General features: G+C 75.6%; 15 protein-coding genes and 3 pseudogenes. 5 read left to right on the top strand and 13 right to left on the bottom strand.

Features of this window, described 5'->3' with window-relative positions:
• Positions 1-79 precede the first annotated feature (79 nt).
• The gene (locus AB0L74_RS17865; RefSeq protein WP_365652410.1) at positions 80-391 is read right to left on the bottom strand and encodes a YkvA family protein; all 312 of its coding nucleotides are present in this window, start codon (positions 389-391) and stop codon (positions 80-82) included.
• A 230-nt stretch (positions 392-621) separates the two neighbouring features.
• Between AB0L74_RS17865 and AB0L74_RS17860 the strand changes: the two genes are divergently transcribed.
• Positions 622-1881, top strand: a complete 1260-nt coding sequence (locus tag AB0L74_RS17860; protein ID WP_365652408.1) for a hypothetical protein — start codon at positions 622-624, stop codon at positions 1879-1881.
• Positions 1882-1948: 67 nt separating this feature from the next.
• Here AB0L74_RS17860 and AB0L74_RS17855 read toward each other — a convergent pair whose 3' ends face one another.
• From AB0L74_RS17855 to AB0L74_RS17845, 3 genes are read right to left on the bottom strand one after another with little or no spacing between them, the layout of a single operon-like run.
• The gene (locus AB0L74_RS17855; protein ID WP_365652405.1) at positions 1949-4078 is read right to left on the bottom strand and encodes a xanthine dehydrogenase family protein molybdopterin-binding subunit; all 2130 of its coding nucleotides are present in this window, start codon (positions 4076-4078) and stop codon (positions 1949-1951) included.
• Between the two features lie 27 nt (positions 4079-4105).
• Positions 4106-5098: a xanthine dehydrogenase family protein subunit M gene (locus AB0L74_RS17850; protein WP_365652402.1), complete on the bottom strand. Its 993-nt coding sequence runs from the start codon at positions 5096-5098 to the stop codon at positions 4106-4108.
• The gene (locus AB0L74_RS17845) at positions 5095-5664 is read right to left on the bottom strand and encodes a 2Fe-2S iron-sulfur cluster-binding protein (protein ID WP_365652399.1); all 570 of its coding nucleotides are present in this window, start codon (positions 5662-5664) and stop codon (positions 5095-5097) included. Before AB0L74_RS17845 ends, AB0L74_RS17850 begins: the two co-directional genes overlap by 4 nt.
• A gap of 165 nt (positions 5665-5829) precedes the next feature.
• On the opposite strand from AB0L74_RS17845, the gene AB0L74_RS17840 reads away from it, so the two are divergent.
• Positions 5830-6516 carry a maleylpyruvate isomerase N-terminal domain-containing protein gene (locus AB0L74_RS17840; RefSeq protein ID WP_365652396.1) on the top strand — a complete coding sequence of 229 codons (687 nt, stop codon included), beginning with the start codon at positions 5830-5832 and terminating at the stop codon, positions 6514-6516.
• A gap of 346 nt (positions 6517-6862) precedes the next feature.
• Here the strand turns inward: AB0L74_RS17840 and AB0L74_RS17835 are convergent.
• Positions 6863-7948 (bottom strand): annotated as a pseudogene (locus AB0L74_RS17835) (hypothetical protein); the annotation flags it as partial.
• 177 nt (positions 7949-8125) lie between these two features.
• Here AB0L74_RS17835 and AB0L74_RS17830 point away from each other — a divergent pair.
• Entirely contained in the window at positions 8126-8920 is a 795-nt protein-coding gene (locus AB0L74_RS17830) for an SDR family oxidoreductase (RefSeq protein WP_365652393.1), read from the top strand.
• Between the two features lie 109 nt (positions 8921-9029).
• On the opposite strand, the gene AB0L74_RS17825 is transcribed toward AB0L74_RS17830, so the two are convergent.
• The 4 genes and pseudogenes from AB0L74_RS17825 to AB0L74_RS17810 form a co-directional block, all read right to left on the bottom strand.
• Positions 9030-9380 (bottom strand): hypothetical protein, encoded by a 351-nt coding sequence (locus tag AB0L74_RS17825; protein WP_365652389.1) that lies wholly within the window; start codon positions 9378-9380, stop codon positions 9030-9032.
• A 38-nt stretch (positions 9381-9418) separates the two neighbouring features.
• Positions 9419-10519 carry a YihY/virulence factor BrkB family protein gene (locus AB0L74_RS17820; RefSeq protein WP_365652386.1) on the bottom strand — a complete coding sequence of 367 codons (1101 nt, stop codon included), beginning with the start codon at positions 10517-10519 and terminating at the stop codon, positions 9419-9421.
• Between the two features lie 421 nt (positions 10520-10940).
• Positions 10941-11069: pseudogene (locus AB0L74_RS17815) on the bottom strand (hypothetical protein); the annotation flags it as partial.
• Between the two features lie 369 nt (positions 11070-11438).
• Positions 11439-12803, bottom strand: a complete 1365-nt coding sequence (locus AB0L74_RS17810; RefSeq protein WP_365652382.1) for an FAD-dependent oxidoreductase — start codon at positions 12801-12803, stop codon at positions 11439-11441.
• A 289-nt stretch (positions 12804-13092) separates the two neighbouring features.
• Here AB0L74_RS17810 and AB0L74_RS17805 point away from each other — a divergent pair, with 289 nt between their 5' ends.
• Positions 13093-14541, top strand: a complete 1449-nt coding sequence (locus AB0L74_RS17805) for an MFS transporter (RefSeq protein WP_365652716.1) — start codon at positions 13093-13095, stop codon at positions 14539-14541.
• A gap of 66 nt (positions 14542-14607) precedes the next feature.
• Here the strand turns inward: AB0L74_RS17805 and AB0L74_RS17800 are convergent, their stop codons facing one another.
• Positions 14608-14754, bottom strand: coding sequence for a hypothetical protein (locus AB0L74_RS17800; protein ID WP_365652379.1), 147 nt, complete (start codon positions 14752-14754; stop codon positions 14608-14610).
• A 150-nt stretch (positions 14755-14904) separates the two neighbouring features.
• Here AB0L74_RS17800 and AB0L74_RS17795 point away from each other — a divergent pair, with 150 nt between their 5' ends.
• A complete protein-coding gene (locus AB0L74_RS17795) occupies positions 14905-15078 on the top strand; it encodes a CsbD family protein (RefSeq protein WP_365652376.1) in 174 nt (57 codons plus the stop codon).
• A 181-nt stretch (positions 15079-15259) separates the two neighbouring features.
• Here AB0L74_RS17795 and AB0L74_RS17790 read toward each other — a convergent pair whose 3' ends face one another.
• The 3 genes and pseudogenes from AB0L74_RS17790 to AB0L74_RS17780 form a co-directional block, all read right to left on the bottom strand.
• Positions 15260-17989 carry a SpoIIE family protein phosphatase gene (locus tag AB0L74_RS17790; RefSeq protein WP_365652371.1) on the bottom strand — a complete coding sequence of 910 codons (2730 nt, stop codon included), beginning with the start codon at positions 17987-17989 and terminating at the stop codon, positions 15260-15262.
• Positions 17990-18228: 239 nt separating this feature from the next.
• Positions 18229-18531: pseudogene (locus AB0L74_RS17785) on the bottom strand (SpoIIE family protein phosphatase); the annotation flags it as partial.
• A 325-nt stretch (positions 18532-18856) separates the two neighbouring features.
• On the bottom strand, positions 18857-19222 hold the full coding sequence (locus AB0L74_RS17780) for a hypothetical protein (RefSeq protein ID WP_365652368.1): 366 nt from the start codon (positions 19220-19222) through the stop codon (positions 18857-18859).
• Positions 19223-19461: the final 239 nt, after the last annotated feature.

The following is a 19461-nucleotide window of genomic DNA, read 5'->3' as shown; positions in this document are numbered from 1 at the left end:
TTCCCTCGGCTTCCAGAGACTTATACGAATCGAACGGGTCAATGGTTGCTTCATGCCGCGCGGAGTTACCCGGGCGTGATCACGGCGCGGGGTCACGGCCCGGCCGCCGCGACAGGACGCGCTTCCGCTCGCCGAGGGGTCCGCGCACGGAGCGCAGTGCGAGGAGCAGGACGCCGACGTCGTCCAGGTACACCGGATCGGGCACCAGATCGGCCGGCAGCGCGAGATAGAGGACCGCGCCCCAGAAGACCCAGCGCGGGCCCGTCGGCAGCCCGGCCCGCGCCAGATCCCGCCGGGCCCGCAGCAGCCGCACCAGAAGGCCGACGGCCAGCGCCAGCACGAGCACCGCGAGCACGGCCGCCGCGACGATCACCGCCGTGGTGGTGTCCACCCCGCCCCTCCTTCCGGGAGTCCCGTGCCGGTGGGCCGGGACGCACACGTCTTCCTCCGGATTCCCCGTTCACGGGGCCGGTATGGCTCCGGGGCGCCACCCACCGCGGCCCTTCATCCCCGTGGCCCACAGAAGTGGCACGCCGTCACCCGGGCGCCTAGAAATGGTCAGCACGTCGCGTGTCGCGTCGGGGACCAAGGAGCGGCCGCACCCTTCCCACGGAGCAGACCATGACCACCGACTCGTCAGCACCGCGATCGAACGAGTACGACATATCCCCCTGGGACGCACCGTCCGCGGAGACGGCCACGTCCACCGGCGTCCATACGGTGGCCGGGGCGGACACGGAGCCCGCGGCCCGGGCACCCGCCGCCGGGGCGGCCACCCGGCGGCTGCCCGTCGTGGCGGCCCCGGTGCGGCGGGCGGTCCGGCCGGAGGAGCTCGCGCCCGGGCCGGGGGCCGCCGCACGGCCGCCCGCGGGCCCGGACGGCGACGGGCCGGCGCACGGCGACCCGGTCGGCGACCTGGTGCGGGCCGCCGTCGCGGACCGGCCCCTGGAGGAGGTCGTCGCCCTGATCACGATGCTGGAGCAGTCGCCCGACTACGCCCACGCGACGGCCGACGCGCTCCGCGCGGTCGGTGTGAACCGGTCCGTCGAGGACGTCACCCGTCTGGTCGCGCTGCTGACCCGGCCGCCGCGCCACCCCGACAGCGCCGACGAGGCGATCCGCGCCGCGGCCGCCTGCCGCCCGGTGGGGGACGTCTCCCGGCTGATGGAACTGCTCAACCGGCCATCGGTGGAGGCCCACTGCGGGCAGGAGGCGGTACGGGCCGCCGCCACCGCCCGGCCGGTCGAGGACCTGGTGGAGCTGATCGGCCGCCTCGCCGAGGAGCGGCGGGCGCGTACCGCACGGCCGGAGGCGGACCCTCCGCCGCTGGACGACGACGTCCCGCCGGACGGCGTCGACCACGGACCGGACACCGTCGAGCCGCCGGCGGGACCCGCCGCCGCGCTCACCGCCCCGGACCACACCCCGCGCGAACCCCGCCCGGCCCCGCGTCGCCAGCGGACCGGACGGGCCCGCGTGCCCCGGGCGTCCGGGGAAGCGGCCCCGTCCTGGCCGGGCCGGCTGGCCGCGGCCGTGCTCGCCGCGTGCGGAGCCGCCTTCTTCCCGCTGCACTCCGGCGGTGTCTCCGCCGGCGCCTACGGACTCGGCCTCGGCCTGTCGGCGCTCGGCCTGGCCGTCGCCCTGCTGCTGACCCTGCGGCCCGCCCTGCCGGTGCTGGCCGCGGCGGTCGTGGTACCGGCGGGCATGGCGGCCGCCAGACTGTACGCGCACTCGTTCCCGTCGGGACGGCTGGCACGGGCCATGGACCTCACCCTCGCCTCCGCCTGGATCGCCGTACCGGTCGCCGGGTGCGCGTCCCTGGCGGCGCTGACGGCCCTGTGCCTGCGCGTGGCGGCACAGCTTCAGGCGGCGGCCGACTGACCCGCCCGGCCGGAGCCCGCCGCGTTCCCGGGGAGCCGCACCGGGGCCCCCGCGGCGTGCGGGCGGCTCACCGGCCCACCGTCCCGGCCGGCCGCTCGTGGGCGAGCAGCCCGGCGAGCACCCGGTCGGGGCTGAGCGGCAGCTCGCGGAAGCGGACGCCGGTGGCGTGGTGCACGGCGTTGCCGATCGCGGCCGCCGTGCCGACGATGCCGATCTCGCCGATGCCCTTGCTCCCCATCGGGTTGAGACGGTCGTCGTCCTCGTCGATCCAGTGCGCCTCCACGGCCGGGACGTCGGCGTGCGCGGGCACGTGGTACGACGCCAGGTCGGACTCGGCGAAGTCACCGAAGGCCGCGTCCATCGTGCTGCCCTCCGTCAGCGCCATGCCCAGCCCCATCGTCATGCCGCCGACGAACTGGGAGCGGGCGGTGCGGGGGTTGAGGATCCGCCCGGCGGCGAAGACGCCCAGCAGGCGGCGCACCCGCACCTCACCGGTGACCGTGTCGACCATGACCTCCGCGAAGTGCGCCCCGAAGGCGTGCCGGGCGAAGGGGCTCGCGGCGTCGGCCGTGCCGGTGGTGTCGGCGCGCTCCTCGACCCCCGGGGCGGGCGGCGGACCCGCCAGGCCGGCCAGGCGGTCCGCCAGCCGGGCGCAGGCCGCGTGGACGGCCCAGCCCCAGGAGGCGGTACCGGAGGAGCCGCCCGCCAGCGGCGCGGACGGCAGGTCGCTGCTGCCCACCTCGATGCCGACCCGTTCCAGCGGCACGCCGAGGGCGTCGGCCGCGATCTGCGCGAGGACGGTCCGCGCCCCGGTGCCGATGTCGGTGGCGTTGATCCGCACCAGGAACGTCCCGTCGGGCAGGGCCCGCGCCGCCGCCGTGGACGGCGCCACCATGACCGGGTACGTGGCGGCGGCCACCCCGGAGCCGATCAGCAGGGGCCCGGCGGCACGGGACCGCGGGCGCGGGTCGCGCTGGTCCCAGCCGAAGCGGCGGGCGCCCTCGCGCAGGCACCGCACCAGGTGCCTGCTGCTGAAGGGCCGCCCGCTGTCGGGCTCGCGGTCCGGCTCGTTGCGGATCCGCAACTCCACCGGGTCCAGACCCAGCTCGCAGGCCAGCTCGTCCATCGCGGACTCCAGCGCGTACATGCCGGGCGCCTCGCCCGGGGCGCGCATCCACGACGGCGAGGGCACGTCCAGCGGTGCCACGCGGTGCAGCGTACGGCTGTGCGGCGCCGCGTACATCACGCGCGCGGGGACGGCGGCCTGCTCCACGAACTCCTTGATCCGGGACGTGTGGGTGGCCACCTCGTGGACGAGGGACGTCAGGCGGCCCTCCTCCGTCGCGCCCAGCCGGAGCCGGTGCAGGGTGGGGGCGCGGTGACCGACCACGGCGGGCAGCAGACGGCGCGGCAGGTTCACCGTGACCGGCCGTCCGGTGTGCCGGGCGGCCATCGCGGCCAGCACCACGTCGGGCCGGGGCGTGCCCTTGGAGCCGAAGCCGCCGCCGACGTGCTCGGCGACGACGGTGATCCCCTCCTCGGGCACGCCGAACATCGCGGCGAGCACCGAGCGCACCGGAGTGGTGCCCTGGCTGGAGGTGTGCACGACGAGCCGTTCGCCCTCCCAGCGGGCGGTGCTGGCGTGCGGCTCCATGGGGTGGTTGTGCAGCGGCGGCACCCGGTACGCGGTCTCGACCCGGACCGCGGCGGAGGCGAAGGCGCCGTCGGGGTCGCCGTGGGAGCGGACGGCCGGCTGACCGCCGTTGGCCTCCTCGGGGACGTACAGGCCCGGGTGCGACTGGGTGAGCGTGACGTCGGGATCCTCGGCGTCGTAGGTGACGCGGACCGCGGTGGCGCCCGCCCGGGCGGCCTCCGGGGTCTCGGCCACCACCAGGGCCACGAACCATCCCCGGTGCGGTACCCGCGGGTCCTGGAGCACCGCGAGGGTGGGATCCTCGGGCTCCGCCAGGCGTGGCGCGTTCTCGTGCGAGAGCACGGCGAGCACGCCGGGCAGGGCGAGGGCGGGCCCGGGATCGACGGCGGTCACCCGGCCCCGGGCGACCGCGGCCGGTACCGGCCAGGCGTGCGCCCGGCCGGGGGCGTCGTACTCGGCCGCGTAGCGGGCGGTGCCGGTGACCTTCTCCCGGCCTTCCCGGCGCTCGGCGCCGAGGCCCACGGCGGTCTGCGTGCCGTTCATGGGGGTTCCTCCTGGGGGGACGCCGGTTCAGGGGGTGGCGGGCGGCGCGAGCCGGCCCAGGACGTCCAGGGCGAGACGGCGGGCCAGCGGCACCTTGTAGGCGTTGTCCCGCAGCGGCTCGGCGGCGGCCAGTTCCAGATCGACGGCGTGCTCGAACGCCGCCGCGGTGGGCGCGGCACCCCGCAGCGCCTCCTCCGCCTTCCGGGCCCGCCACGGCCGGTGCGCCAGCGCCCCGAACGCGATCCCGGCCCGGTCCACCACCCCGTCCCGCATATGCAGCACGGCGGCGACGGACGCGAGCGCGAAGGCGTACGACGCCCGGTCGCGGGCCTTGCGGTACAGCGACGGCAGCCCGGCCGTCGCGGCCGGCAGCAGCACACCCGTGATCAGCTCGCCCGGGCGGATCTCGGTGTCCCGCTCCGGATCGTCGCCCGGCAGCCGGTGGAAGCCGTCCGCGGGCAGGCTGCGGGCGCCCTCGGGGCCGTACAGCTCGACCCGGGCGTCCAGCGCGGCCAGCGCCACCGCCATGTCCGAGGGATGGGTGGCGATGCAGTGCGCGGAATGGCCGAGCACGGCGTGGTCGCGGTGCACCCCCTCCCGCGCGCCGCAGCCGCTGCCCGGGGTGCGTTTGTTGCAGGGCTTGGTCAGGTCCTGGAAGTACGGGCAGCGGGTGCGCTGGAGCAGGTTGCCGCCGGTCGTGGCCGCGTTCCGCAGCTGCCCGGAGGCGCCCGCGAGCAGTGCCTGGGAGAGCGCCGGGTAGCGGTCGCGGACGGCCGGGTGGGCGGCGAGGTCGCTGTTGCGGACCATCGCCCCGATCCGCAGGCCGCCGTCCGGCAGCTCCTCCACCTCGGCCAGCGGGACGCGGGTGACGTCGACCAGGGCGGCGGGCCGCTCGACGCCGAGCTTCATCAGGTCGACGAGGTTGGTGCCGCCGCCGAGATAGCGGGCGCCGGGGTGGGCGGCGTACGCCTCGGTGGCCTCCTCCACGCTGCCGGCGCGTACGTAGGTGAAGGGCTTCACGGGATCACGTCCTCCACCGCCTCGGCGATGCGCGGATACGCGCCGCACCGGCACAGGTTGCCGCTCAGCCGCTCCCGGATCTCCTCCCGGCCCAGCGGGACGGGCTCACCCGAGGGCGTGGCCGGGTCCGTGACGTGCGAGGGGTGGCCGGCCGCGGCTTCGGCGAGGGCGCCGACGGCGGAGCAGATCTGGCCCGGGGTGCAGTAGCCGCACTGGAAGGCGTCGCGCTCCAGGAACGCCCGCTGGAGCGGGTGGAGCTCCTCACCGTCACCGGCGAGACCCTCCACGGTGGTGACCTCGCAGCCGTCCAGGGCGACGGCGAGCAGCAGGCAGCTGTTGACGCGCCGGCCGTCCACCAGGACCGTGCAGGCGCCGCACTGTCCGTGGTCGCAGCCCTTCTTGGCGCCGGTGAGGCCGAGATCCTCCCGCAGGAGGTCCAGCAGGACCCGGCGGTGGTCGACGGTGAGGGTGTGCGGTTTGCCGTTGACCCGCAGGGTGGTGTCCGAGCGATGACGGGGTGCGGCGGCGGCTCGGTGCCCGCTGCCGTCGTGGGGCTGGCTTCCCATGGTGTCGGTGACCTTCCGGGACGGGCGTGCTGCTGTGCAGTCCGCGTATCCAGGAGGAGCGGGACGACACGTGCGGCGTCCGGAGTGAGGCGGGGGCACCCGGGGCCGGACCGGCCCGATGGGCCCCTAGGCGTGCTGTCCGGGCAGCACACCTAGGCTGCCGCCATGAGCGCTGCGAACGAACACGTGACCGACCCGGCGCGGGTGGTGCGGGATGCCTACGAGGCCCTCGCCGCCGTCGTGCGCCCCCTCGGCGACGAGGAGTCCTGGCTGCCGACCGGCTGCACCGGCTGGGCGGTGCGCGATCTGCTGTTCCACCTGCTCGGCGACGCCCAGCGTGCCCTGGTCGCCCTGCACACCCCGGCCGCCGGGCCGCCCGACCGGGACGCCGTCACCTACTGGCGGGACTGGGCGCCCGACCCGGCCGGGGCGGCGAACGGCCGCCGCTGGAACCGGGTCGGCGCGAGCATGTTCCTCGACTTCCGGCAGCTGCGCGAGCTGTACCTGGAGACCGCGGCCGCCGCCGCGCGGGCCGCCGCCGGGACCCCGCCGGACACGCCCGTGGCCACCCAGGGCCATGTGCTGAGCGCGGGCGACCTGATGCTCACCCTCGCCGTCGAGGCCACCATCCACCACCTCGACCTGACCGCTCACCTGCCGGCCGCGCCCGGCCCCGCGCCGGCCGGCCTGGCCGCGACCCGCGCCGCCCTCGACGGCCTGCTGGGCCGTCCCGGGCCGGTGGACTGGAGCGACGAGCGCTACGCCCGCGCCGCCACCGGCCGGGTCCCGCTCACGCCGGACGAGCGGCGCGCGCTGGGGCCGGACGCCGGCCGGTTCCCGCTGTTCGCCTGAGGCTCCGCACCCGGCCCGCGTAGGCCACGGTCCGTCCCACGGCCTACGCGGGCCGGGTACCGCCCTCGTCCGCCCCGGGGGTGCGCGCCGGCCGGGTGCCGCCGTCCGTTCCGGCGGTCTCGGCGGGCCGGTCAGGGCCGTCGTCCGCGACCGGGGCCGGGGAAGGCATGGGCCGGTCGCCGCCGTCGTCCGGCTTCGGGGCCGTCGCGGACCGGATTCCGCCGTCGTCCGTCCCGGCGGGCAGCGTGAGCCGGCCGCCGTCCCCGTCCGTGCCCGGTGACGGCGCCGGACGGTCCTCGTCGTCCGCCCGGGACGCGGACGCGGACGCGCCGCCCGGCGGGAAGGGGCGCGGCGTCCTCGCCGATCCCTTGAGCCGCTCCAGGGTCCGGGTCAGCTGCCGCAGCGGGGACAGGGAGGGCGCCTCGGACGGCTGCCGGGGCGGCGGCGCCCCGGCGGACTCCCGGTAGGCGGCCAGCGCCTCGTGCGCGCGCTCGGCCGCCTCCCGGTACAGGTCGCGGGACTTCGTCATCGCCTCCAGCGCCTCGGCGTACATGGCCACCAGCCTGCGCTCGCGGGCGAGTTCCTCCTCCAGGGTCAGCAGGTGCCACTCCTCGCGCAGCCCGGTGAGGGCGACGTCACCGCCGTCCGGCAGCGGCCGGGGGAGGGCCGCGAACGCCGTCAGCGCCGCGACCAGCCCGGCGGGCTCGGAACCGTCCAGGAAGACGCTGCGCACGGAGAAGTCCGCGGCGTCGTAGTCGGGCGGGGCCGGCGTGCCGGGCAGCACCACGGCACCGCCCCGCGGCACCTGCACGCCGAAGTCCTCCAGCGCCCAGTTGACCACCCGGAACTGCTGCGGCGTGGCGCGGTGCTCGATCACGCGGTGCCGCAGGCCCGGCGGCAGCCATCGCGCCAGCGCCTCGCGCCCCCGGTGGTCGGGGGTCATCGCCTCATGGACGACGAAGTGGATGTTCCAGGGGCTGCGCGCGGCGTTGCGCAGCACCCGCCGTATGTCCTTGTCGTCGTCCGGCAGCGGATTGACCCCGCGAAAGCGCAGGCCGGTGGCGATGTCGCGGTCCCAGGTGACGTCCGGGTCGTCGGGCCAGAACACCGTGGCGGGCGACGGCCACGCGGGATCCCAGGGCTGCTCCGCCTCCGCGGCCAGGGTCCACTCCTGCCCCCCGGCCGAGGCGCGGGCCAGCGCGAGGCGGGCCCGGACGGTCACCTGCCCGGGGGCCCGCCAGCGGGCCTCGACGACGCGCTCGGGCGCGTCCTCGGCTTCCGGCAGCTCCAGGAAGTCGTCGATGTCCTGGCTGTCCTTCAGCCGCCGCAGCGTACGCAGGACGGAGTCTTCCGCGGCGGATCCCAGGTGGCGGCCGCGAGCCAGCCACACCGTGGGCGGAGTCGTGGGGCGGACGGAGGGAGAGGTCGGCATGAGTCCATCTGTGAGCGGGGGAAACGGGTAGAGCCAGTATCGTCGCCGCGGCTCATCGGAGATCAACCGGGGGCGCCGGCGACGGACCGACGGTACGCCCGCGGGCGTACGCCACGACAACGCCACGCCAGGCGCCGCGGCGAACGCCGCGCGAGCGTCACGACAAGGAGCGACCTGATGAAGCTGGATCTGGACGGACGGACCGCGCTGGTGACGGGGTCCTCCCAGGGCATCGGGGCGGCGATCGCCGCCGGGCTGGCCCGTGCCGGTGCCCGGGTGGGTGTCAACGGGCGCGACGCCGGCCGTCTCGAGCGCAGCGCCGAGAAGCTGCGGGCCGAGGTGCCGGGGGGCGATTTCGTGCCGGTCGCCGCCGATCTGGGCACCGAGGAGGGCGCGGAGCAGGCCCTGGCGGCCCTGCCCGAGGCGGACATCCTCGTGAACAACCTCGGCATCTTCGGGGCCGCCCCCGCGCTGGAGATCAGCGACGAGGAGTGGCGGCGCTACTTCGAGATCAACGTCCTGGCGGGCGTCAGGCTGACGCGCGCGTATCTGCCCCGGATGAGGGAGCGGGGCTGGGGGCGGGTGCTGTACATCGCGAGCGACTCGGCCGTCGTCATCCCGGCCGAGATGATCCACTACGGCGTGTCCAAGACGGCGCTGCTCGCGGTCGCCCGAGGCTTCGCCAAGGAGGCGGCCGGCAGCGGTGTCACGGTGAACTCCGTCATCGCCGGGCCCACCCACACCGAGGGCGTGGAGGACTTCGTGTACCAGCTGGTCGACCGCGACCTGCCCTGGGAGGAGGCGCAGCGCGTCTTCATGCGGGAGCACCGGCCGCAGTCGCTGCTCCAGCGGCTCATCGAGCCGGAGGAGATCGCCCATCTGGTGGTGTACCTCAGCTCGCCGCAGGCGTCCGCGACGACCGGCGCGGCCGTGCGCGTCGACGGCGGATACATCGACTCCATCCTGCCCTGACGCGCCGTACACACCCCTGCATCGAGTCGTACGCGCGCCGGAGCGAGGAGGAAGCGCCCGGAAGGGCGGGAAAAGGGGGAACGCCCGGGCGTCCCCCAGGCGTTCCCCTCTACTTCTCCTCGCCCTCGCCCTCGCGGGTGGGTTTCTTCTCGCCTTCCCGGGCGGGCCGGGTCTCACGGCCGCCGACGATGTCGGTCACGCCGGACTCGTCGGGCGCCTCCTTGCCCGGCCGGGGGGTGCTGCGGCCGCCGGGCTGGCCGCCGCCGGTGGTGCCGTAGCCGCCCGGCACCCCGGGGACGCTGTCCGCGTCGGCCTGTTCGCGGCTGATGTGCCGGGTGGCGCGCACGTTGGCGCGCCGCTCCGGGTAGCGGTAGCTGAAGGGGCGGGCGCGTGCGCGCTCCTCCTCCGTCTGCTCCGTGTACGCCTTGTCCCGCGGTTCTGGGGTCTTGCCGTCGCTCATGGCCTCCGCGTACCCACGGGCGGCGGGGCCATGTGAGCTCACGGGTCCCGCTCCGCGCGCCGCCGGTCCTGGTCGTCCCAGGCGCGGGTGTCGCGGGGCTCGACGTACGGCTCGCTTTCGACCGGATGGCCGGCGTCGACGACCCGCTGCCGGGCCAGCTCCGCGTCGAACTCCAGGCCGAAGAGGATGGCGAGGTTGGTCACCCACAGCCAGACCAGGAAGATGATGACGCCGGCGAGTGTCCCGTACGTCTTGTTGTACGAGCCGAAATTCGCCACGTAGAACGCGAAACCGGCGGACGCGATCAGCCAGATCACCAGGGCGAGGACACTGCCCGGGGTGATCCACTTGAAGCCGCGCACCCGGGCGTTCGGCGTGGCCCAGTACAGAATCGCGATCATGAGCACGACCAGCAGGACCAGAACCGGCCACTTGGCGATCGACCACACCGTCAGCGCGGTGTCGCCGACGCCCAGGGCGGTGCCCGCCTGCCGGGCCAGGCCGCCGGTGAACACGACGATGAGCGCGCTCGCGACGGCGAGCACCAGCAGCACCACGGTCAGGGCCACGCGCAGCGGCAGCACCTTCCAGGCGGGCCGGCCCTCGGGGACGTCGTAGACGGCGTTCGCGGAGCGGATGAAGGCGGCCACATAGCCGGAAGCGGACCAGACGGCGCCCACCAGGCCGACCACCGCCAGCACCGAGCCCAGGCCGGCCCGGCTCTGCAACTGCCGCACCGCGTTGGAGATGATGTCGCGGGCCGGGCCGGGTGCGAGCTGCTGGAGGTTGTCCATGACCTGCTGGGTGGCGGACTGCCCGGCGACGCCGAGCAGCGAGACCAGGACCAGCAGGGCGGGAAAGAGCGACAGCACCCCGTAGTAGGTCAGGGCGGCGGCGCGATCGGTGAGCTCGTCGTCCTTGAACTCGGACAGGACGCGTCGCAGCAGCGCCAGCCAGGAGCGCTTGGGCAGCTCCGCGGGGGAGTCGGCGGCCCGCTGCTGCGTGGCGGTCCCCGGCCCGTAGTCCTGGGGTTCGTCCCGTGCCCGCTCCGCATGCGGCTCCCGGCCGCCGGGGGCCGTGGGCGCGTCGTCCTGTCTGGGGCTGTGCTTCCCGTGGTGGGGCAGATGAAGTCGGGCCATGGGGGCCGAGTAGCCCGCCCCGCCGTGTCCACGCCGGTCAAACGCGGGGCTGTGGGCCGTGCGGCCGTTCCCCGGTGGTATCGGACCCCGGCCCCGGTCCCGGGCGGAGCCGCCCGGCCCGCCGCGGACATCCGGGACACGGTGCGGGGCGGCTTCCCCGACAGGAAACGTCGGGAGTATCGTCATTTCGTTCGTTTACGGACGCCCCGCGTCCACCGGTCCTGCTCCGGCCATTCGGCCATTCGGCCGTCCGGGCCGCCGACCGGGGGCCGCTCCGGCGGGCGGCGCCGGTTGCCGCCAGGCCGGCTGTCAGGCCGGCGGGGGTCCTGAACCGGCGCGCACCGGCTCGTACCGGCGCGTCCGGAGGGCGTGCGCGCGAGCCCGGCGGGGGAGACCCGCGTGCCCGCGCCCGCGCGGTGGCTCAGTCGACCGTGGAACAGCGGATGACGATGTGTCCGTCCCGTTCGGGCTCGCCCTCCGCGCGGGCCGGGCCCACGAACACCGTCCGGGCGAGCCAGTGGTGGGCGGGCGCGTCGGTGCGGAAGACCGCAGCGGTACGGAAGTGTCACGGTCGACCGGGGCCTCCCGCTGAGCGCCGGCTGATCGGCGGCCGTTTCGAGGAGGACCTCGTCCTCGACGCCGCCCAGGCCGTGGAGGCCCGGGCCGCGGTGCCGCCGGGTGGCGCTGAGGGAAGGGGGCGGAGGGCCGCGGTGCCGCCGGTGCGGCGCTGAGGGGCGGAGGTGCGGGCCGTACCTTGGGTCCGGCGGGGGCGCGGCCCACGGGGGCGCGCGGCCGGCATCCGCCACCACGCCCCCGTCTCGCCGGGCTGCTTGTCCTCCGGCGTGCCGACCGGCGGCGGTGGCACCGGCAGGCGCCTCGGCCACCGGGCGCCCCCGCCGCGGGTCACGCGCTCAGGAGCTCAGGCGCCGCTCTCCCTGAGCATGTCCTCGCGCTCGACGATCTTCACGCGCTCGCGGCCCTGCGGCTCGCCCAGCGCCTTCTCCGCCGCGTCGAGGCGGTACCAGCCCTCCCAGGTGGTGAAGCGGATGTTCCGCTCGGCGAGGAAGGCGTCCACGGCCTCGGGGCCGGGGGAGGCGGGCGTGTGGAGCCGCCCGCCTGCGAAGTCGGCCAGCAGGTTGGCCACCGTCTCGTTGGCGTCGCCCTTGGTGTGGCCGATCAGACCCACCGGGCCGCGCCGGATCCAGCCGGTGACGTACGTGGACCGCAGGTGCTCGCCCGACTCCTGGATGACGCGCCCGCCCTCGTCCGGGACCGTGCCGGACTCCAGGTCCCACGGCAGCTTGGGCAGCTTGTCCGACAGGTATCCGACCGCGCGGTACACCGCGGTGACGTCCCAGTCCGTGAACTTCCCCGTGCCCTTGACGTTGCCGGTGCCGTCCAGGGCGGTCCGCTCGGTACGCAGGCCGACGACCTTGCCGTCCTCGCCGAGGATCTCCGTGGGCGACTCGAAGAAGTGCAGGAACAGCTTGTGCGGACGGTCGCCGACATCGCGGATGGCCCAGTTCTCCAGCGTCTTGGCGACCATGTCGGCCTGCTTGTTGCCGCGCCGGGTCGCGATCGAGCCGTCGTCGTAGTCGATGTCCTCGGGGTCGACGATGACCTCGATGTTCGGGGAGTGGTCCAGCTCCCTCAGCTCCATCGGGCTGAACTTCGCCTGCGCCGGGCCCCGGCGGCCGAAGACGTGGATCTCCTTGGCCCGGTTGGCCTTCAGACCGTCGTAGACGTTCGGCGGGATCTCCGTCGGCAGCAGCTCGTCCGCCGTCTTGGCCAGGACGCGGGCGACGTCCAGGGCGACGTTGCCGACGCCGAGCACGGCCACCTTCTCGGCCTCGAGCGGCCAGGTGCGCGGTACGTCCGGGTGGCCGTCGTACCAGGAGACGAAGTCGGCGGCGCCGTAGGAGCCGTCGAGGTCGATGCCGGGGATCGGCAGGGCGCGGTCGGCCATCGCGCCGGTGGCGAAGATCACCGCGTCGTAGAACGCGCGCAGGTCGTCCAGGCTGATGTCGCCGGGGTAGTCGACGTTGCCGAAGAGACGGATCTGCGGCTTGTCCAGGACCTGGTGGAGGGCGGTGATGATGCCCTTGATGCGGGGGTGGTCGGGGGCGACCCCGTAACGGATCAGACCGAACGGGGCCGGCATCCGCTCGAAGATGTCGATGGACACGCCGGGCTCGGCGGCCACCTCGGACTTGAGCAGTGCGTCGGCGGCGTAGATCCCGGCCGGGCCGGATCCGACGATGGCTACCCGCAGAGGGCGGGGCATGATCAGGTTCCCTTCGAGCGATGACAGGCGTCTCGTCGGGAAGCCTAAGTTAAGGCAACCCTAAGTCGGTACGCGGGTCCCGTCTATGAGCTCATAAGGCTGACTTATGGGATGCCTCAGGGAGGGTTTGAGGTGCCTGTGAGGGGAGACGCAGGCGTGGGGACGGTCCGACAGCGCGGAGGAGCCCGACGTGAGCGGGGAGACGAAGAGGGGCGGACCACGGGGCCGCGGCGACGGCGGCGAGCGGGCCGATGAGGGCGAGCGGCCGGATCCCAACCGGTGGCGGGCCCTGTGGGTCACGCTGGTCGCCGGATTCATGACCCTGCTCGACGTCACCATCGTCGCGGTCGCCCTGCCCTCCCTGCAACGGGACCTGCACGCCTCGGCGGCGTCCGTGCAGTGGGTGGTCTCGGGCTACACCCTGGCGTTCGCCCTGACGCTGGTGACGGCCGGGCGCCTCGGCGACGCGTTCGGCCGGCGCCGCCTCTTCCTCGCCGCGCTCGCGGCCTTCGTGCTGTGCAGCGCCGCGGCGGGCGCGGCACCCACCGTCACGCTGCTGATCGTGGCGCGGCTGGCCCAGGGGGTCGCCGCCGGCAGCCTCGCCCCGCAGAACTCGGCCCTGATCCAGCAGATGTTCCACGGCGCGGAACGGGCACGCGCCTTCGGCCTGTTCGGAGCCACCGTCGGTGTCTCCAGCGCCGTGGGCCCGGTCGCCGGGGGCCTGATCCTGGCGCTGGCCGACGGACCGCAGGGCTGGCGGTGGATCTTCTACGTCAACGTGCCGGTCGGGGCGCTCGCGCTGCTGCTCGGCACCCGCCTGCTGCCCCGCGCCGGCCCCCGCCGCAGGGGGCGGCTGGACCCCGGGGGAGTCGTCCTGCTGGGCGCCGGGATCCTCGCTCTGATGCTGCCGCTGGTGCTGGCCGAGGCCGGCGGCCTGGGCCGCCTGTGGTGGCTCTTCCCGGCCGGTGCCCTGATCCTCGCGGCGTTCGTGGGATGGGAGCGCCGGCTCGCCGCACGGGGCGGGGCCCCGCTGCTGGAACCGCGACTGCTCACCGCCACGCGCGGCTACGCCGCGGGAGCCGGCCTCGCCACCCTGTACTTCGTGGGCTTCAGCGGTGTGTGGCTGGTGTTCGCCCTGTTCTTCCAGAACGGGCTCGGCTACTCACCCCTGGAGTCCGGGCTGGCGGTGACGCCCTTCGCCGTCGGCTCCGCCATCGCGGCGGCCGCCGCGGGCCGGCTGGTCGGGCGGCTGGGACGGCTGCTGACCGTCTGGGGGCTCGTCGCCGCCATGGCGGGGCTGGGCGCGACGGCGCTGGCGCTGTGGCTCGCCCCCGCGGACCGGGCCGTGTGGATCACGGCGCCGCTGCTGTTCGCCGGTGGCCTGGGCAGCGGCTGCGTCATCTCCCCGAACATCACCATGACGCTGCGCAACGTCCCGGTGCGCATGGCGGGCGCCGCCGGAGGCGCCCTGCAGACCGGCCAGCGGCTGGGCGCCGCCGTCGGCACCGCCGCGCTGCCCGGCCTGTTCCATCTCGCCCTGCACACCACTCACGACGACTACCACCGAGCCGTGGCCGTCGCCGTCGGCTCCGGTGCCGCCGCCATGCTGTGCGCCCTGGCCGTCGCGGTCGCCGACCGGCGGCGGGACCGCGCCGGCGACGGCCCGGACCACCTGCCGCGACCGTCGCCGGGCCACGACCGCGCGAACCGCGCGCATCAGGGGGACGCGCCCGGCTGACACGGCCGGGGGCCGGCCGGGCGCCGGCGAGCGGGGCGCCGGCGCCCGGTGCCGCCCGCGTATGCCTCAGCGGCGCTTGCCGAACTTCCTCAGCATCTGCTGCGCCTGGGCGCGGCGACGCGGGTCCGCGGCGGCGCGGCGCAGCTGCTCGGTCGTCCGGCGCCCCTGCGGGCTGCGCGTGAACCGCTTGATCCGCTCCAGCACTCCGGCCATGACATACCTCCGCATCGACGACGGTACTCTCCTGCCCGTCGACTACCCGGCATCCGGGATCTCAGCCACCGTCCAAAGGACGTTTGCGCTCGTGGCGGCGGGCAACCCGGCCGTCCCTGGTACCGAGACGATCCGCTGAGGTGAGCAGCTGTGAGCGGCAACCAGAAGGCCAAGGCGAAGATGGAGCAGGCCCGGGGGAAGGCCAAGGAGGCGGCCGGCCGCGCGGTGGGCGACGAAAGGCTCACGGCGAAGGGCCGCACCGAGCAGTCGAAGGGCGACGCGCGCCAGGCGAAGGAGAAGGCGAAGGACACGTTCCGGCACTGAGGATCATGAGGGAACGGTGGCGGCCGACGACGCCGGCACCGCAGGGCCGCGGACCCGGGCACCCGCCCGGTTCCGCGGCCTTCGCCGTGCCCGGCGCCCCGAGCCGGGCGGACCGGGTGCTTCCAGCGGGGACCGGGCGGCCTCCGGCCGTCCGCGCCAGGGCCCACGGGACCCGCGCCCGTCACGGAATCGGCTGCTCCGCCCAGATGACCTTGCCCCCCGGTGTGTACCGGGTGCCCCAGCGCTCGGCGAGCTGGGCGACCAGGAACAGCCCGCGTCCGCCCTCGTCCGTCATGGCCGCGTACCGCAGGTGGGGCGAGGTGTTGCTGCCGTCGGCCACCTCGCAGATCAGCGCGCGGTCGCGCAGCACACGGACGCGGATGGGCTCCCCGCCGTACCGGATCGCGTTGGTGACCAGCTCGCTCAGCAGCAGTTCCGTCGTGAACGACAGCTCGTCCAGGCCCCACTGCGCGAGCCGCCGGGTGACCCGGGCGCGCACCTCGCCGACGGCCGCCGGATCCGCCGGCACGTCCCACTCGGCGACCCGGTCCGGGCCGAGGGCCCGGGTGCGGGCCACGAGCAGGGCGATGTCGTCGCCGCCACGGGCCGGGAGCCGGGCGTCCAGGACGGCCCGGCAGGTCTCCTCCGGCGTCGGGCCGGAGCTCGCCAGGGCGCCGCGCAGCCGCTCCAGCCCCTCGTCGATGTCGTGCTCCCGGTCCTCCACGAGACCATCGGTGTACAGGACCAGCCGGCTGCCCTCCGCCAGCTCCAGCCGGGCGGTCTCGAAGGGGAGGCCGCCGAGCCCGAGCGGGGGACCGGCGGGCACGTCCGGGAAGGTGACCGTGCCGTCGGGCCGGACCAGCACCGGCGGCGGATGACCGGCCCGGGCGGTCACACAGGTGCGGGAGACCGGATCGTAGACCGCGTACAGGCAGGTCGCGCCGGTGACCGGGGCGCTGTCGTCGTCCGCCGCCTCGTCCTGGTCGATACGGCCGACCAGTTCGTCCAGCAGGGTGAGCAGTTCGTCCGGCGGCAGGTCCAGCGCGGAGAAGTTGTGCACCGCCGTCCGCAGGCGCCCCATGGTGGCCGCGGCGTGCAGCCCGTGCCCGACGACGTCGCCGACCACCAGCGCCACCCGGGCCCCGGACAGCGGCAGGACGTCGAACCAGTCGCCGCCCACGCCCGCCTGCGCCGGCAGGTACCGGTAGGCGATGTCCAGCGCGTTCTGGTCGGGCAGGCTGCGCGGCAGCAGACTGCGCTGGAGGGTCACCGCCATGCTGTGCTCGCGGGTGTAGCGGCGCGCGTTGTCGATCGAGACGGCGGCCCGGGCGACGAGCTCCTCGGCGAGCGCCAGCTCGTCCGCGTCGAACGGCTCCTGCCGCTCGGTGCGCCAGAAGCTGACCACGCCGAGGACGAGGGTGCCCGCCCGCAGCGGCACGGTGATCAGCGAGTGGACGCCGTACCGCACCACCTGCGCGGTGTGCTCCAGGTCCTGGGCGTGCCAGCCGGACGCCCGGGCGAGGTCCGGTTCGAGCACCGGCCGGCCGGTGCGCAGGCTGTGGCCCTGCGGGGAGGACGCCACGAAGCGGATCTGCCGCCCCACCGGATAGAGCGGAACGTCCTCGCGCACGCCGCTGAGGGCGGTACGGCGCAGCGGGGTGACCTCCTCCGGGCGGCCCCCCGCGAGGACGGCGTCGAACAGGTCCACGGTGGCGAAGTCCGCGAACCTCGGGACGGCCAGTTCCGCCAGTTCCTCGGCGGTACGGGTGACGTCCAGGCTGGTGCCCACGCCCACACTGGCGTCATACAGCAGGTCCAGGCGTTCTCGGGCGGACTCCGCCCGGCCGGACAGGGCGCGCAGCTCCGTGGTGTCGCGCAGGGTGGCGACGGTGCCGGGCGGCCCGCCCGCGCTGTCCGTGGACCGCTGGCTGACCGCCAGCAGCCGGTCCCCGACCAGGTGCACCTCGTCCGTGGCGATCCGCCCGGAGGCCAGCAGGTCCGCCGTGTCGGACGGCAGCCCCAGGTCGCGCACGTGCCGCCCCTCCGCGTCGGCGGGCAGGGAGAGCAGGCGGTGCGCCTCGTCGTTGGCGAGCAGCAGCGTGCCCTGCCCGCCGACGATCAGCACGCCCTCGCGGACGGCGTGCAGGACGGCGTCGTGGTGCTCGTACATCCGGGTCATCTCGTGCGGGCCGAGGCCGTGCGTCTGCCGCAGCAGCCGCCCGCTGACCAGCGCCGTGCCGGCCGTCGCCAGGACCAGCGCCACGCCCGCGGCGGTCAGCAGCAGCGGCAGCTGCCGGTCGGCGGTACCGCCCACGTGGTCCTTGGTGATACCGGCCGCCACCAGAGCCTCGACCGTGCCGTCCGGCGCCTTGACGGGCACCACGGCCTGCACCAGCGGCCCGATGGTCCCCTCGATCTCCTCGGTCACGGTCCGCCCGGCCAGCGCGGGGGCGATCGTGCCGACGAACCGCCTGCCGATGCGGTCCGGTTCGGGATGCGTGTAGCGGATGCCGTCGGTGTCCATGACGGTGATGAAGTCGACCCCCGCCGCCCTGCGGGCCGCCTCCGCGCGCGGTTGCAGCACCGCCGTGGGGTCGGGGCCGCGCAGCGCCTCCCGGACGCCGGGTCCGTCGGCGAACGCCGCGGCCACCGCGACCGACCGGTTGCGGGCCTCCACCGCACTGTCGTTGCGGACCTGGAGCACCAGCGCGACCACGGCGGCCACCACCAGCAGCAGCACGATGACGACATGCAGCACGAACACCTGTCCGGCGACGGTGCGCCCGGCCAGTGCCGCTCGCACTCCCGCGCCCCGTCCCCGCCGCGACCGCTCGGCGTCCGCCTGCCGCCGGGCGAGCGGACCGCCGGGACGACGGGTCCGGGTTCCCGATCGACCCATCAGCCGGACCATGTGCCCATGTCTACACTGCCGGGCTCCGGGAGGCGAGAGACGTTCCCCCGGGCGCGGGGAGCCGCCCGCGCCGGCCGGTACGGCACGGGCGCGGCCGTGGCGGCGTGACTCCCGTGACGGGCCCCCGCCCGGACGGCGCCGCGGGCCGGGGGACGACGGGTCCGTACGGGCGCCCGCGTGCCGGCGCGGCGGCCCCGCGCCGGGCAGGCCACGGCCGTCCGCCGCCCCGGGCCCCCGGGGCGGCGGACGGCGAGCAGCAGGGCGATGTCGTGGGGACGGTCCGCGGCGTGCCGGGCCCGCGCGGTGAGCCGGCCGGCCACGGCCGCCAGGGAGTGGTCCGGCGCGGGCGAGGCGGGATCGCCGTACCGTGCCAAGGCGGCCCGCGGGGCGCCGATGCCGGTGCCGGGCCGCTCCACGAGCCCGTCCGTGTACAGCGCCAGGAGGGCGCCGGGCTCCGTCTCCAGGCCGGTCACCGGATAGCCGGCCTGCGGGCCGGCCCCGAGGAGGGTCCCGCCGGGAGTGTCCAGGACCCGGGTGCGCCCCGCGCGCGGCGCACGCCAGGCCATCCCGCCCGCGAGGCCGCCGGCCGCGCCGATCGCCTCCGTGGAGGTGTCGATCAGCGGTGCCACCGGCCGCCCGGGCTCGTGGTGTGCGTCCTCGGTGCCTGGCGTCATCGGCCCACCTCGTCCGTGCCCCGTCACGCGGCGACACAGCAAGGATGCGCCACGCCATCCGGGGACGCACCCGGACACCGGGGGCGACCCGGTCCGGCCCCGGTCCTTCACCGGGCGGCCGGGAGGCGGGGTCACGCCGGGGCCGGGCTTCCGGGGCGGGTGCCCGGAAACCACCGGCCGGGGCATGTGGAGGTCAGATGCCGGGGACCGCGGGCCGGGGCGCCCCGGGCGCGAGGGCGGGGGCGTCGGTGTCGAGGTCACGGTGGCAGCCGCGCAGCTCGTAGCGTGCGCGGAGCACGGCGGCGGCCTCCTCGCGGGGAATCGAGGTCAGGCCGAAGTGCTGGTGGGCGCGGGCCAGTACGTCGTCCACGGTGACCCGGCCGCGCGGCGGCCGCTGATCCGCGCTCTCCGCGTGGGTGTCCCGGCGCGCCGCGAGAGCACGGCGCCGCGCCTGGATCGCGATGTCGGCCGCCACTCCCAGCTGCGCCCGGACGTGAAGCGCGCGGCGCGCGGCGGACTCCCGTGCGGCACGGCCCCTGCGTCGAACCAGGCGTTTCATCACGCCCCCCTTTTTTTCTCCGGCCGCCGACCCGGGCGGCCCACCTCGATGAGTGAAGTCGTGTCAGTTGCGCTTACCCGTCGAAACGATGTCCAGGCATCGGACGCCGCGATCCGGACACCCGGGAGCCGGCCCGGCGCCGACGCCCGGTCCATCATGTCCGAAACGCTGCGGGACCAGCGGAACTTCGCGCAAAACAAGGGGGAGTACGGGTTCGATGCGTATCGTGAGGGACCAGG

This window comes from Streptomyces sp. NPDC052020 (genome assembly GCF_040680575.1).
Lineage (GTDB): Bacteria > Actinomycetota > Actinomycetes > Streptomycetales > Streptomycetaceae > Streptomyces.
Note: the sequence above shows the minus strand (reverse complement) of the source record. Positions and strands in the feature narration are given on the sequence as shown.

Excerpts from the sequence above, each read along its gene's own strand:
- AB0L74_RS17860 (WP_365652408.1), top strand. The coding sequence starts at position 622 with ATGACCACCGACTCGTCAGCACCGCGATCGAACGAGTACGACATATCC.
- AB0L74_RS17855 (WP_365652405.1), bottom strand. The coding sequence starts at position 4,078 with ATGAACGGCACGCAGACCGCCGTGGGCCTCGGCGCCGAGCGCCGGGAA.
- AB0L74_RS17845 (WP_365652399.1), bottom strand. The coding sequence starts at position 5,664 with ATGGGAAGCCAGCCCCACGACGGCAGCGGGCACCGAGCCGCCGCCGCA.
- AB0L74_RS17840 (WP_365652396.1), top strand. The coding sequence starts at position 5,830 with ATGAGCGCTGCGAACGAACACGTGACCGACCCGGCGCGGGTGGTGCGG.
- AB0L74_RS17830 (WP_365652393.1), top strand. The coding sequence starts at position 8,126 with ATGAAGCTGGATCTGGACGGACGGACCGCGCTGGTGACGGGGTCCTCC.
- AB0L74_RS17825 (WP_365652389.1), bottom strand. The coding sequence starts at position 9,380 with ATGAGCGACGGCAAGACCCCAGAACCGCGGGACAAGGCGTACACGGAG.
- AB0L74_RS17820 (WP_365652386.1), bottom strand. The coding sequence starts at position 10,519 with ATGGCCCGACTTCATCTGCCCCACCACGGGAAGCACAGCCCCAGACAG.
- AB0L74_RS17810 (WP_365652382.1), bottom strand. The coding sequence starts at position 12,803 with ATGCCCCGCCCTCTGCGGGTAGCCATCGTCGGATCCGGCCCGGCCGGG.
- AB0L74_RS17800 (WP_365652379.1), bottom strand. The coding sequence starts at position 14,754 with ATGGCCGGAGTGCTGGAGCGGATCAAGCGGTTCACGCGCAGCCCGCAG.
- AB0L74_RS17790 (WP_365652371.1), bottom strand. The coding sequence starts at position 17,989 with ATGGTCCGGCTGATGGGTCGATCGGGAACCCGGACCCGTCGTCCCGGC.
- AB0L74_RS17780 (WP_365652368.1), bottom strand. The coding sequence starts at position 19,222 with ATGAAACGCCTGGTTCGACGCAGGGGCCGTGCCGCACGGGAGTCCGCC.